The sequence below is a fragment of the Roseicella frigidaeris genome, assembly GCF_003258945.1.
GTDB lineage: Bacteria > Pseudomonadota > Alphaproteobacteria > Acetobacterales > Acetobacteraceae > Paracraurococcus > Paracraurococcus frigidaeris.
This window is the reverse complement of sequence record NZ_QLIX01000015.1, coordinates 35496-47897: the sequence shown is the minus strand read 5'-3', so window position 1 is coordinate 47897 and position 12402 is coordinate 35496. Positions and strand designations below refer to the sequence as shown.

Here is a 12402-nt window from a genome sequence, read left to right as displayed (position 1 = left end):
GCGCCGTGTCGCGCAATCCCGGCCCCGGCCCGCCATCGCGCTTGCGCCCGGGACCGGGCGCGGCCATCTTTTCCCACATGGCCAGACGCGCTCGTTCCGGATCGGGATCCGGTGCTGCTCCCCAGGACGGATATCTCGGGGGCCAGGTGCTGATCGCCATGCCCGGCATGGAGGATCCGCGCTTCGCCCGGTCCGTCATCTGCCTCTGCGCCCATTCGCCCGACGGCGCGATGGGCATCGTCCTGAACAAGCCGCTGGAGGGCCTGTCCTTCGACGAGTTGCTGAAGCAGCTCGGGCTGGAGCCGGTGCCGCCGCAGCGGCGCATCCGGCTGTTCCAGGGCGGGCCGGTGGAGGGCGGCCGCGGCTTCGTGCTGCACACCCTCGACTGGGCCAGCGACCAGTCGCTGCACGTGACGGAGGACCTGGCGCTCACCGCGAGCGTCGACATCCTCACCGCCATCGCCGGCGGCGGCGGGCCGCGCCAGGGGCTGCTCGCCCTCGGCTATGCCGGCTGGGGCCCGGGCCAGCTCGAGGAGGAGATCCAGGCCAATGCCTGGCTCTCCGTGCCGCCGGACGAGGAGCTGCTCTTCGGCGCCGAGGGCGACCGGAAGTGGTTCCAGGCCATGGCGAAGCTGAAGGTGGACCCGCTGCTCCTCTCCGGCGCCGCCGGCCACGCCTGACCGGCCCCGCGGGGCGCCCGGCTGCGTCCCCGCCAGGCCGGAAGAGCGGGGCGAGGGCGGCTGACCGGCCGGCTCAGCCGCGTCGCCGGATCATCGCCGCGACCAGCGGGCAGATCTCGCGCCGCCAGGCGGCGCCTTCGAACAGCGTGTCGTGCCCGGCCCCGGGCTGCAGGTGGTGATGCCGCAGCGTGGCGGGCAGGCCGCGGCAAAGGGCGAGGGCGACGCTGCCCTGGCCGGGCGGGCAGCTCGCATCCCGCTCGCCCTCGATGACCAGCAGCGCGGTGTCGCGGATCGCCTCCGGCCGCACCGGCCGGCCATCCCAGCGCATCCGGCCCTCGGCCAGCTCGGCGGTCTGGAAGACGCGGCGGATGGTGTCGAGGTAGAGCTCGGCCGGCACGTCCATCACCGACAGCAACTCGTCGTAGCGCCGGCGATGCGCCGCCGCCGCCCCGGCCTGGCCGAGGGCGAGGTTCTGCCACTGGGCGAGCTGTGCCGCCAAGTGCAGCGGCAGGTCGGCCAGCACCGAGGCCGCCATCTGCTGCGCGCCGGGCCGCACCCGCCGGCCCATCCCGGCATGCGGCGCCGGCACGGTGGCGACCTCGGCCGCCTCGAACCAGGAGATCGGCAGGGCCCGCGCCAGCGCCGCCTCCGGCGTCGGGTCGATGCGCGGATCGATGGGGCCGCCGATCAGCGTCAGGCTGCGCGGCCGCGCCGGATGCCGCGCCTCGGCCATCAGCGCCGTCGCCGCCAGCACCGCCACGGCGGGCTGGGAGACGGCGAGCAGATGCGTGCCGGGCCCGAGCGCCCCGAGCCAGTCGATGAGCTGCGCCACCAGCGCGTCGAGGCCGAAGGGGCCGGCGGCCAGCGGCACGCAGCGGGCATCGGTCCAGTCCGTCACGTGCACGTCATGCGCCGGCAGCAGCGCCGCCACGGTGTCCCGCAGCCGGGTGGCGAAATGCCCGGAGAGCGGCGCGACGACCAGCAGCCGCGGGCCCGGCGCCACGCCCTCCTTGGCGAAGCGGAGCAGCCGGCCGAAGGGCGCGGCGCGGACCACCTCCTGCCGCACCGCCACCGCGGCGCCCCCGACGCGGACCCGGTCGAGGCCGAATTCCGGCTTGCGATGGGTGGTGCCGAGGCTCTCGGCGAGTTCCAGCAGCGCCGCGGCATGCCGCAGCGGCGGCCGGCTCGGCGAGCCGCGCAGCAGCCCCGCGGCCTGCCGGGCCGCCGGCCGCAGCCGGGCCAGCCATGCCTCCTGGGCCTCGAAGAGATGATAGAGCACGGTGGGAATCCTGCGGCCGTGGTCGGATGCGGTCCGGGTGGAACGCGCCGCCATGGCCTGTCGTGTCCGGTGCCGATTCGGGCGGCCGGCTGGTCACGCCCTCTCGCCATCCGCTCCGGCCCCGAGTGTAGCCCACGCGGCGGGCGATTGCAGCGCGTCGCCGGGCCTTGACCTTGCCATGATGGGAAGCCGCATCCTGCCCGGGGCGATGAGGCCCGCTGGGGATGGAGGAGGGCGGCGCATGCGCGGCGGGGGAGGGCGCGGCCGGATGCGGCGGGCCGTGACGGTCCTGCTCGCGCTCGCGCTGCTGCTCCTGCCGGGGGGCGTGGTGCCGCAGGCCGGCGCGACTGCGCCAGGGATGATGGATGCGACTGCGCCAGGGATGATGGATGCGGCTGCGCCTGGGGTGCAGGCCGGCGCGGCTGCGCCAGGGATGGCGCATACGGCCGCGCCGGGGGTGACCCAGGCGGCCGTACCGCCGCTGGCCGATACGGCGCCGGCCGCCCTGCCGCCCTGCCCGGATCACGCCCTGGCGCCGGCCGGGCCCGCCGCGCCGCCGCAGGCCGACCCGGCGGCCGCCCCGCCCGGCGGCGCCGGGACCAAGGGCTGCGCCACGGCCGCCTGCTGCCTCGCCGCGGGCTGCGCCGGCCTGCCGGCCATGCCGGCGGCGGGCCTCGCCCTGCCCTGGCCGCGCCGGTCCGCGGCGCGGCCCGTCACCGCCCTGCCCGTGCCGCCCGGCCGGGCCGTGCCACCGGCCTGGAAGCCGCCGCGCGCCGCCTGATCCCGCGCCCCCAGCATCGCACCCACCCAGCATCCCCGCCCAAGCGGGGTGCCGCCGGCCCGTCGCGGAGCGTCCTCCCGGCGCCGGCGGCCCGATGAGGATCAGGACCATGACCCGCCTGCCGCCCGCCCTGCGCGCCGCCGCGCTGCTGCTCGCCCTCGCCCCGGCCGCCGCCGGCCCGGCCCGCGCCGCCATCGAGGATGGCTACGACCCTGCCGCCGCGCCGGTGCCGAGCACCTGGTACGTGCCGGCCGATCCGGCCGCCCAGCAGGCCGACCGCGCCTATGTCGCCGGCATGCGCCCGCACCATGCGGGCGCGCTTTCGATGAGCCGCGACTACCTCGCCGATCCCGGCGCCGGCAGCCCCCTGCTGCAGGCCCTGGCGCGCGGGATCATCCGCAACCAGCAATTCGAGATCGGGCTGCTCGACGAGGTGGCGCGCAACCTCGACAGGCCGCCGCTGCGGCTCGATCTCGGCCTTCTCGCGCTGCGCCTGCAGCCCGCCGCCACCGAGGGGATGGCGCAGCTGCAACGCTTCCTCCGCTCGCCCATGCCGGGGCCGCTGACCGCCGCGACCGGCCCGGTCACGGCGCGGGACGTGCAGTTCGCCAAGGCGATGATCCTGCACCATCAGGCGGCGGTGACGATGGCGCGCGGCTATCTCGGCGACCCGGCGGCGCGCAACGGCTTCCTCGCCCTGCTGAACACCGACATCGTCACCGACCAGACGCAGGAGATCACGCTGATGCGCCGCGTCGTCGCCGCCTATCCAGGCGATGCGGCGGCGGTCGCGGTGCCGCCCGGCATGGTGCATGGCATGGAAGGGATGCAACGTGGCGGCGACCCGCGCGCCGGCCAGGCGGGGCCGGGGCGGGACGGGGCGCCGGACCCGCAGGCCGGCCACCGGCACGGCCACCCGCATTGAGGGAGGGGGCGGGGTGGCCGGCCCGGCCGCCCCCGCACCGTCCCGCGATGCCCTATTTCGGCAATTCCTCGATGGTGACGCCCTCCGGCGCGGGGGCGGGGATGGTGCCCTCCTCGCCCGGCGTCACCCGCACCAGCCAGTCCTTCAGCGCCCGCCGGAGCTGGAACTCGAACTCCACGTTCAGGTCGTCCATCGTGCTGCGCAGCAGGGCGTCCTCGGCTCGCGGCCGGCCGGCATCGGCGCCGCTCACCGCGCGGCGCGACTGCGCCTCGACGAAGCCGAGCCGCTCGCCGGTCGCCGAGAGGATGTCGAGCCGGCAGCCGACCAGGCAGGCTAGGCCGTCGCCGGTGCGGAGCATCGCCGCCTGGGTGACCACGAACTGCGCCGTGCCGGTGGTGCCGAGGGCGACCAGCCGGTCCTGGCCCATGATGCGCACCGCCTCCACCGGAGAGGGCAGCAGGCGCGGGCCGATATCGCCGGGCTGCGGCGGCGGGCTGCCCTCCGCCACCTCGATCGAGGCGACGTTCAGCGCCAGCGGCGTCAGGTAGTTGAAGCGCATCGGCCCGGGCGGCACCGCGGCCGGCTCGGGCGTGGCACAGGCGGCGAGGGCGAGCGGCAGCAGCAGGGCCTGCCGCCGCGCCAGGCCGGGGCGCGGGTGGGGTCGGGATGCGCGGGAAGCAACCACCGGGGAGGTCATCCGTCTGCCTGTGCGAACCGCCCCTCCTGTAGAACCGATCGCGGCGGGGCGTAAACGCCTGCGGCGTCCATGCCGGCGCAGGACGGTCCGGCCTGCGGCCCGCAGGGCCGGGCGCCCGAACGGGCGCCGCGGGTCGCGCCGCAAACGGCGCGACGCGGCGAAGGACCGGGCAAGCCGGAGGGGTGCGCCCGGCGCCAAGGGGACCGCCGATGGGTCGCCAGCAACGGCGGTTCGTATGAGGCGCAGGATGGTGGAACCGTCCCGCGCCCGGCATCAGGCCCGCCCGGCGGCGCCCCGCACCTCGCCCCGGTCGAAGCGGAAATCGAGGTTGCAGAACTCGCAGGTCATGATGATGGCGCCGTCCTCGGCCATGTGGTCGAGATCGTCCTCGGGGAAGCCCTGCAGCACCCCGGCGAGCCGCGCCCGCGAGCAGCGGCAGCCATAGGAGAGGCTGCGCGGCCGGTCGAGCGCCAGCCCCTCGGCATGGAACAGCCGGTGCAGGAGCTGCGGCGAGGCGAGGGCATCGTCCAGCAGCTCGGCATCGGTCAGGGTGCCGGCCAGCGCCAGGGCGGTGCGCCAGGATTCCTCCTGCGCCTCGGCATCGAGCCCGGGGTCGATGCCGCCCTCGCCGGCCACCTTCTCCATGATGAAGGCGCTGGCCCGCCAGCCGGCCGGCGTCCGGTCGCAGGCCAGGCGGACGAAGGTGCGGAGCTGCTCGGAGGTGCGGAAATAATGGTCCGTCATCTCGGCCAGCGTCTCGCCTTCGATCGCCACGATCCCCTGGTAGCGGTCCATGTCGAGGCCCTGGTCGCAGGTGAAGGCGAGGTAGCCGCTGCCGAGCAGGGCGGCGGCCCCCGGGGCGGGCACCTCGGCGAGCAGGCTGGCGAGCGTCTCCGGCACCGGCTTGGCATAGCCGCGCAGCGCCCCCGCCTCGGTGCAGTCGGCGAGCAGTATCGGCACCGGGCCGTTGCCCTTGGCCTGGACCGAGAAGCTGCCGCGGAATTTCAGCGCCCCGGCGAGGCCGGCGGCCAGCGCCAGGCTCTGGCCGGCGAGGCGGGTGACGGCGGGGTGGTTGTCGTGCCGGGTGAGCAGCGCATCGGCGAGCGGGCCGAGGCGGATCAGCCTTCCGCGCACCGGCTGGGCCTCGAGGTGGAAGGGCTGGATGCCGCGCGGCACGGTGATGTCGGGCACCGGCGGGCGGTCATGCTGCAGGAAGGCAGGGGTGGCGGAGGGCTGGGTGGGGTCGGGCAAGGCGGGGCACCCTGGGCTGCGCGGGCCTGCCTCCAGCCGGGCGCGAAGGGCCCGGCGGCCGGAGACCGCCCGAGGAATGGGATCAAGGCAAGGCGTGGCTCCCTGGCAAAGGAAGCCCGCCGCTCTCGCCCATAGATAGGGTCGGCCGTGGTGGACGACCAGCCGCGCCCGTCTTGATCCCGCTTGGCCCGGTGCCGCCGCGCCCGCCGGCGCCTCAGCCGCCGCCGAGGGCCCAGAGCAGCACGCCCTTCTGCGCGTGCAGCCGGTTCTCCGCCTCGTCGAAGACCACGCTCTGCGGCCCGTCGATCACCTCCGCCGCCACCTCCTCGCCGCGATGCGCCGGCAGGCAGTGCTGGAAGATCGCGTCCGGCGCCGCCTGGCGCATCAGCGCCTCGGTCACCTGATAGGGGGCGAGCAGGTTGTGCCGGCTCGGCGCGCCGCTGTCCGGGCTCTCGTCGCTCATGCTCACCCAGGTGTCGGTGACGACGCAGCGGGCGCCGCGCACCGCCTCCACCGGGTCCTCGGTCAGCTCGATCCGCGCCCCCTCGCCGCGCGCCCAGTCGAGCAGCGGCTGCGGCGGCCGCAGCGCCGCCGGGGTCGCCAGGCGCAGCGTGAAGCCGAAGCGCGCCGCGGCCTGGATGAAGCTCTGCGCGACGTTGTTGCCGTCGCCGATCCAGGCGATGGTCTGGCCGGCGATCGGGCCGCGATGCTCCTCGAAGGTGAGCACATCGGCCATGAGCTGGCAGGGATGCGAGATGTCGGTGAGGCCGTTGATCACCGGCACGGTCGCGTAGTGGGCCAGCTCGCGGATGCGGTTCACGTCATGCGTGCGCATCATGATGGCATCGACGTAGCGGGACAGCACCTTGGCCGTGTCGCTCATCGACTCGCCGCGCGAGGACTGCATGTCCTTCGAGGAGAGCACGATCGGATGGCCGCCGAGCTGGTGGATGCCGACCTCGAAGCTGACCCGGGTGCGGGTGCTCGGCTTCTCGAAGATCAGCGCCACCGCCTTGCCGGCGAGCGGCTTGCCGGGCAGGGCGCCGCGCTTGGCCTGGGCGGCGAGATCGAGCATGCGGCGCAGCACCGCCGGCTCGAAATCCATCAGCTCGAGGAAATGCCGGGGGGGAGGCTCCCCCCCGGCGGTCATCGGCTTCAAGGCGGCGCTCACTTGGCGGCATCCTTGGCGCGGGAGGGCGTGATGCGGCGCATGGCGCGGTCGAGCAGCGCGACCGCCTCCTCCGCCTCGGCCTCGGTGATGATCAGCGGCGGGGCGAGACGGAGCACGTTCATCCCCGCCGCGACGGTCAGCAGCCCCTCGGCCACCGCCGCGTTCTGCGCCTCGCCGTTGCTGACCTCGGGCCGCAGCTTGATGCCGAGCAGCAGCCCGGCGCCCTGGATGCCCTCGATCACCGTCGGGTGGCGCTGCGCCAGGCCCTGCAGCCCGCGCCAGAGATGCCGCGCCACCCGGTCCACGCCGTCCAGGAAGCCGGGGGCGAGGAGGATGTCGAGCACGGCATTGCCGGCGGCGCAGGCGAGCGGGTTGCCGCCATAGGTGCTGCCATGCGTGCCCGGCTTCAGGTATTGCGCCACCTTCTCCTTGGCCAGGATGGCGCCGAGCGGGAAGCCGCCGCCGATGCCCTTGGCCGAGGACATCACGTCCGGCTCGATCCCGGCCCATTGATGCGCCCAGAGCTTGCCGGAGCGGCCCATGCCGGTCTGCACCTCGTCGAGGGCCAGCAGCACCCCGAACTCGTCGCAGGCGGCGCGGACCTGGCGCAGGTAGTCGAGCGAGGCGGGGCGGACGCCGCCCTCGCCCTGGATCGGCTCCAGCATGACCGCGGCCACCGTGCCGTCGATCGCGTCGCGCAGCGCGTTCATGTTGCCGAAGGGCACATGCCGGAAGCCCTCGACCGGCGGGCCGAAGCCGGCGAGGTACTTCTCGTTGCCGGTCGCGGCCAGGGTGGCGAGCGTCCGGCCGTGGAAGGCGCCCTCGAAGCAGACGGTCACGAAGCGCTCGGGATGGCCGTTCTCCGCATGGTACTTGCGGACCGCCTTGATCATGCCCTCGTTCGCCTCGGCGCCCGAGTTGCAGAAGAAGACGCTGTCGGCGAAGGAGGTCTCGACCAGCCGCGCCGCCAGCCGCTCGGCCTGCGGGATGCGGTAGAGGTTCGAGGTGTGCATCACCCGCGCCGCCTGCTCGGCGATGGCCTGCACCAGGTGCGGGTTGCCGTGGCCGACGGAGGCGGTGGCGATGCCGGCGCCGAAATCGAGGAATCGTCGCCCGTCCGCCGTCCACAGCCAGGCGCCCTCGCCCCGCTCGAAGGCGAGGTCGGCGCGGTTGTAGGTCGGCATCAGGGCGGGGATCACCAGCGTGGTCTCCAGACTTCCCCCGTGCCGCGAGGCGCGCGGCACTTCCTGGGGAAGCCTGGGATTTGGCCGGAAAGCAGGGGGCGCGTCAAACCGGGCCGGGTGGAATTCTGATGACGATGCGATGGACCGCCGCCGGGCCGGCGCCGTTCAGCCCTTCTTCTCGGCGATGCTGTCATAGGTGAAGGTCGGCAGGCTGCCGAGGCTGTCCTTGGTCGCGCCCGTCAGCAGCCAGCGGCCGCTGCCGCTGGCGACCTGCAGCCGCTCATAGGGCACCGCCACCAGCTTGGCGCCGATGCCGAGGAAGCCGCCGACCGAGATCACCGCCACCGGGCCGCCGCCCGCGGCCGGCAGGATGAGGTCGTCCACCTCGCCGACGCTCTCGTTGTTCTCGTTGTAGACGGCCGAGCCGACCACCTTGCTGGCGCGGCGGCCGCCGCGCAGCCCGGCGGTGTCGACCGTGAAGGCGCTGCCGGGCGTGGCGGCGCCGCTGCCACGGGCGAGGTTGGGCGCGGCGGACGGCCCGCCCGGCAGGGCGGGGGAGGCGGCCTCGCCCGGCAGGGCGGGCGAGGTGGTACCGCCCGGCAGGGCGGGCGAGGTGCTATCGCCGGCGCCGGTGGCTCCCCCTCCCTGGCCGGCCCCCTGGCTTGTCCCTTGGGCGAACACGGGCGGCGCGGCCAGCAGCCCGGCAAGGGCGGCGAGGATCGCCAGGCGCGGTCGGGTCGTGGTCATGGGCGCGGCCTCCGTCGCTGGTCGGGCCCGCGGCAGGCCCCGCGGCGGGGCCGGAAAGGGGATGCCGGGACCGGCAAAGCCGCTGCAACGCCGTGCGCCGGGGCGGGTTTGCCGGCGCCTCCGGGCCGGCCCGCGCCAAGGGCTGACGAAGGGGCGCGCATCGACGGCCCCGTGGCCAATGCCCCCGGCGTCAGGCGTCGCCGGTATCGGGCCGCAGCCCGGCCGCCTCGATGCCGGCGACGGCGCAGACCTCGTCCTGCGCCGAGGCATCGCCGCTGATGCCGACGGCGCCGAGGATCGTCCCCGCGGCGTCGCAGACGAGCACGCCGCCCGGCACCGGCACCGCGCGGCCGCCGGCGATGTCGGAGAGGGCGTTCATGAAGCCCTGCATCGCCTGCGCCCGCCGCGCCAGCTCGCGCCCGCCGAGGCCGAGCGCCAGCGCCCCATAGGCCTTGCCGAGGGCGATCTCCGGCCGCAGCAGCGAGGCGCCGTCCTCGCGCTGGCTCGCCTTCACCTGGCCGCCGGCATCGAGCACGACGACGGTCAGCGGCAGCAGGTTCAGCTCCCGCCCCTTGGCGCGGGCGGCGGCGATGATGGTGCTGGCCTGCTCGAGGCTGAGGCCGTTGGTCGGGTAGCGGGCCATGGCGATCTCCTTGCGGCTGCCCTGTCTCCGGCGCCTTGTGCCCCGCCGCCGCGGCATCGGCCAGCCCCCCGGGCCATGGGCCGCGCCCGCCGCGCATGGCAGGATGCCGGCATGACCGAGGATCCGGACCGCCGCGGCCGGCCGTCCCGCGCGCCGCCCCGCCCCGCCGGCCCGGCCCCGGGCGAGGCCGGGCTGCGCGAGGCGGCGCTCGCGCATCTCGCCCGCTTCGCCGCCACCGAGGCCGGGCTGCGGCGGGTGCTGCAGCGGCGGGTCGATCGCTGGGCGCGCCGCGCCGAGGCGGAGGGCCGCCCGGCCGAGGAGATCGCGCCGCAGGCGGCGGCGGCGCGGGCGGCGGCGGCCGAGGTCGCGCGGGCGATGGTCGCGGCCGGGGCGGTGGACGATGCCGGCTTCGCCGCCGCCCGCGCCCGCCGCCTCGCCCGGGCCGGGCGCTCGCGCCGCGCCATCGCCGCGCATCTCGGCGCCAAGGGCGTGGCGGCCGAGGCCGCGGCGGCGGCGCTGCCGGACGCGGCGGCCGAGCTGGATGCGGCGCTGGCGCAGTGCCGGCGGCGGCGCATCGGCCCCTTCGCCGCCGCGCCGGCGCCGGCGGACCCGCAGGCCGCCCGGGCGGCGCGGCGGAAGGCGCTGGCGGCGCTGGCCCGGGCCGGCTTCGGGCGGGAGGTGGCCGAGGCGGCGCTGGCGATGGACCCCGACGAGGCCGAGGCGCGGCTGCTTGCGCTGCGCCAGGGCTAGGGCCGTGTCCGCCCACCCGCGTTCGCGGCCCATGCCCCGGCCTGTTGTTCTCGGAGCAAGATGGGCGGGGAGCGGATCACACAAATCGCCCGGGATCGGTGATCCACTCGCCGCGCTCCCAGGCCAGCCAGGCCCGCGTCAGCCGCGCCGCGCACCAGAGCCAGACGATGGCGAGGAAGCCGAGCCCCACCCCCGGCGCCAGCAGCGGCGCCAGCATGCCGATCACCCCGAACCAGAAGGTCCGCACCGCATAGGCGTGGTGGCTCGACCAGGCGGTGCCCCGCGCCGCGCCCCAGCGATGCGCGATCACCCCGGCGGCGAACCAGGGCAGGGCGAGGGCCAGCCCGGCGGAGAAGAGCAGGTTCATCCACAGCACCCGCCGCCGGGCCCGCGCCGCGCGGGCCAGGCCGGCCGCGCCGTCGGCCTCCGGGCTGGCCGCCCCGCTCACGCCTCCTCGCCGGCGGCGCGGGGCCGGCGCCCGCGCTTCGGGGCGGGGGCCGCCCCCAGCCCGGCCGCCAGCCAGTCGAGCGCCCCCGCCGTGCCGCGCCAGGCGGGCAGGGCATCCGGCACCACCTCGGCCGCCTCCTCGGGCGAGCCCGGCGTGTAGCCAATGGCGCCGGGCCGGGGCGTGCTGCGGCCGAGCAGCGCCGCGGCGACATGCGGGTTGTTGGCGACCGCCGCCGCCCGCGCCGCATCCGCCGCCTCGCCCGGGCCCTGCCGGCGATAGGCGAGCAGCGCCGCGCCATAGGCCCAGAAGGCGGAGCCGTCCTCCTCGTAGCGCTCGAACAGCGCCGCGGCGGCCGGATCGGCGCCATCCTCCAGCAGCCAGGCCAACAGGATGTAGCGCATGCCCTGGTTGTCGTTCGGGTTGAGCGCCAGCATGCCCTCGACCTCGGCGATCGCCGCCGCCGCCTCGCCCTGCCGCCGCAGCTCCAGCGCCAGGCCGCAGCGCGCCCGCATGTAGGGGCGCGATTCCATCACCCCCCAGGCCTCCCCGGGCGCGAGGGGGAAGGGGCCGAGGGCGACCAGCCCCGCCGCCGCGGCCACCCGCCAGAGATGCAGGGTGAGCGGCGAGCCCGGCGGCGAGGCCTGGGCCAGCAGGCCCCAGCCATCGGCGGCGGCGGGGTTGAGCCGCAGCGCCTCGGCGGCGATGCGGAGCCGGCCCGCCTGGTCCGGCGCCTCCATGGCATCGAAGCAGCGGAGCTGGGCGTCGTTGACCGAGGCGTCGAGCTCCGGCGCCAGCCGCTCCAGCAGCCGCAGCAAGGCCTGCGATGGCTGGCGCGGCCCCGCCGCCCGTCCTGCCGCCTTCGCCATTCCCGTCCCTCCTGTCCCGTCGCGGCCCCGCCGGCTACGATCCCTCGGCATCCCCCCGCCCGAGCGCCAGCGCCCGGGCATAGACCTGCCGCCGCGGCAGGCCGGTCGCCTCGGCGACCAGCGCCGCGGCGTCGCGCAGGCTCAGCCCGCCGGCCAGCGCCGCGCGCAGCCGCTCCTCCAGCTCCGCCTCGCTGCCGCGCTCCTCCGGCGCCGGGCCGATGACCAGCGCCACCTCCCCGCGGGGCGGCGCGTCGGCGTAATGCGCGGCCAGCGCCGCCAGGCTGTCGCGCCGCACCTCCTCGAAGCGCTTGGTCAGCTCCCGCGCGACGGCGGCCGGGCGCTCGCCGCCCAGCCCCGCGGCGAGGGCGGCGAGCGTCTCGGCGAGGCGGTGCGGCGCCTCGTAGAGGATCAGCGTCGCCGTCAGCCCGGCCCGCTCCGCCGCCCGCTGCCGGGCGATCGCCGCCGCCCGCGGCCCGGCCCGCGGCGGCAGGAAGCCGAGGAAGAGGAAGGGGTGCGGCGGCAGGCCGGAGAGGGTGAGCGCCATCACCGCCGCATTCGGCCCGGGAACGGCATGCACCGCCAGCCCCTCGGCGATCGCCGCCCGCACCAGCCGGTAGCCGGGGTCGGAGACCAGCGGCGTGCCGGCATCCGAGACCAGCGCGAGGCGTTCGCCGCCACGAAGCCGTGCGAGCACGCGCGGGGTCTGGTCATCCTCGTTGTGCTCGTGCAGAGGGATCATGGTTGCCGCCACGCCATGCCGCGACAGCATGGCGCCGGTGACCCTGGTATCCTCGCAGAGCACGGCATCGGCGCCGCGCAGCGTGGCGAGGGCGCGGGGAGAGAGGTCGCCGAGATTGCCGATGGGCGTCGCCACCAGCGTCAACCCGAGCGGGACCGGCGCCGCCGGCGTCGCCGCCAGGGGGTCGGTCACAGGGTGAGGAGTTGCGTTTGCCAGTTCCGTCATGCTCCGCCCACCGGCC

At 76.3% G+C, this 12402-nt stretch carries 14 protein-coding genes; 4 read left to right on the top strand and 10 right to left on the bottom strand.

Going from position 1 to position 12402, the window contains the following annotated elements; translation table 11 throughout:
* Positions 1 to 77 precede the first annotated feature (77 nt).
* The gene (locus DOO78_RS17730) at positions 78 to 680 is read left to right on the top strand and encodes a YqgE/AlgH family protein (protein ID WP_111471202.1); all 603 of its coding nucleotides are present in this window, start codon (positions 78 to 80) and stop codon (positions 678 to 680) included.
* Between the two features lie 73 nt (positions 681 to 753).
* Here DOO78_RS17730 and phaZ read toward each other — a convergent pair whose 3' ends face one another.
* Complete coding sequence (gene phaZ / locus DOO78_RS17725) at positions 754 to 1959, bottom strand: polyhydroxyalkanoate depolymerase (protein WP_111471201.1); 1206 nt, start codon at positions 1957 to 1959, stop codon at positions 754 to 756.
* Positions 1960 to 2239: 280 nt separating this feature from the next.
* Between phaZ and DOO78_RS27605 the strand changes: the two genes are divergently transcribed.
* The gene (locus DOO78_RS27605) at positions 2240 to 2740 is read left to right on the top strand and encodes a hypothetical protein (RefSeq protein WP_165838954.1); all 501 of its coding nucleotides are present in this window, start codon (positions 2240 to 2242) and stop codon (positions 2738 to 2740) included.
* 109 nt (positions 2741 to 2849) lie between these two features.
* Positions 2850 to 3665, top strand: a complete 816-nt coding sequence (locus DOO78_RS17715; protein WP_111471199.1) for a DUF305 domain-containing protein — start codon at positions 2850 to 2852, stop codon at positions 3663 to 3665.
* A gap of 52 nt (positions 3666 to 3717) precedes the next feature.
* On the opposite strand, the gene DOO78_RS17710 is transcribed toward DOO78_RS17715, so the two are convergent.
* The 6 genes from DOO78_RS17710 to DOO78_RS17685 form a co-directional block, all read right to left on the bottom strand.
* Complete coding sequence (locus tag DOO78_RS17710) at positions 3718 to 4350, bottom strand: hypothetical protein (RefSeq protein WP_128080081.1); 633 nt, start codon at positions 4348 to 4350, stop codon at positions 3718 to 3720.
* A 285-nt stretch (positions 4351 to 4635) separates the two neighbouring features.
* Positions 4636 to 5613 (bottom strand): Hsp33 family molecular chaperone HslO, encoded by a 978-nt coding sequence (gene hslO / locus DOO78_RS17705; protein ID WP_111471197.1) that lies wholly within the window; start codon positions 5611 to 5613, stop codon positions 4636 to 4638.
* A gap of 214 nt (positions 5614 to 5827) precedes the next feature.
* Positions 5828 to 6763 (bottom strand): ornithine carbamoyltransferase, encoded by a 936-nt coding sequence (gene argF / locus DOO78_RS17700; RefSeq protein WP_111471265.1) that lies wholly within the window; start codon positions 6761 to 6763, stop codon positions 5828 to 5830.
* A gap of 17 nt (positions 6764 to 6780) precedes the next feature.
* Positions 6781 to 7983 carry an aspartate aminotransferase family protein gene (locus DOO78_RS17695; protein WP_111471196.1) on the bottom strand — a complete coding sequence of 401 codons (1203 nt, stop codon included), beginning with the start codon at positions 7981 to 7983 and terminating at the stop codon, positions 6781 to 6783.
* A 150-nt stretch (positions 7984 to 8133) separates the two neighbouring features.
* Complete coding sequence (locus DOO78_RS17690) at positions 8134 to 8715, bottom strand: PRC-barrel domain-containing protein (RefSeq protein ID WP_111471195.1); 582 nt, start codon at positions 8713 to 8715, stop codon at positions 8134 to 8136.
* 190 nt (positions 8716 to 8905) lie between these two features.
* Entirely contained in the window at positions 8906 to 9358 is a 453-nt protein-coding gene (locus DOO78_RS17685; RefSeq protein ID WP_111471264.1) for a GlcG/HbpS family heme-binding protein, read from the bottom strand.
* Between the two features lie 111 nt (positions 9359 to 9469).
* Between DOO78_RS17685 and DOO78_RS17680 the strand changes: the two genes are divergently transcribed.
* Positions 9470 to 10108, top strand: coding sequence for a RecX family transcriptional regulator (locus DOO78_RS17680; protein WP_111471194.1), 639 nt, complete (start codon positions 9470 to 9472; stop codon positions 10106 to 10108).
* A gap of 76 nt (positions 10109 to 10184) precedes the next feature.
* Here the strand turns inward: DOO78_RS17680 and DOO78_RS17675 are convergent, their stop codons facing one another.
* From DOO78_RS17675 to rsmI, 3 genes are read right to left on the bottom strand one after another with little or no spacing between them, the layout of a single operon-like run.
* Positions 10185 to 10556, bottom strand: a complete 372-nt coding sequence (locus tag DOO78_RS17675) for a hypothetical protein (RefSeq protein WP_111471193.1) — start codon at positions 10554 to 10556, stop codon at positions 10185 to 10187.
* Positions 10553 to 11422, bottom strand: coding sequence for a hypothetical protein (locus tag DOO78_RS27600; RefSeq protein ID WP_111471192.1), 870 nt, complete (start codon positions 11420 to 11422; stop codon positions 10553 to 10555). Before DOO78_RS27600 ends, DOO78_RS17675 begins: the two co-directional genes overlap by 4 nt.
* A gap of 34 nt (positions 11423 to 11456) precedes the next feature.
* On the bottom strand, positions 11457 to 12386 hold the full coding sequence (gene rsmI, locus DOO78_RS17665) for a 16S rRNA (cytidine(1402)-2'-O)-methyltransferase (protein WP_111471263.1): 930 nt from the start codon (positions 12384 to 12386) through the stop codon (positions 11457 to 11459).
* Between the last annotated feature and the right edge of the window lie 16 nt (positions 12387 to 12402).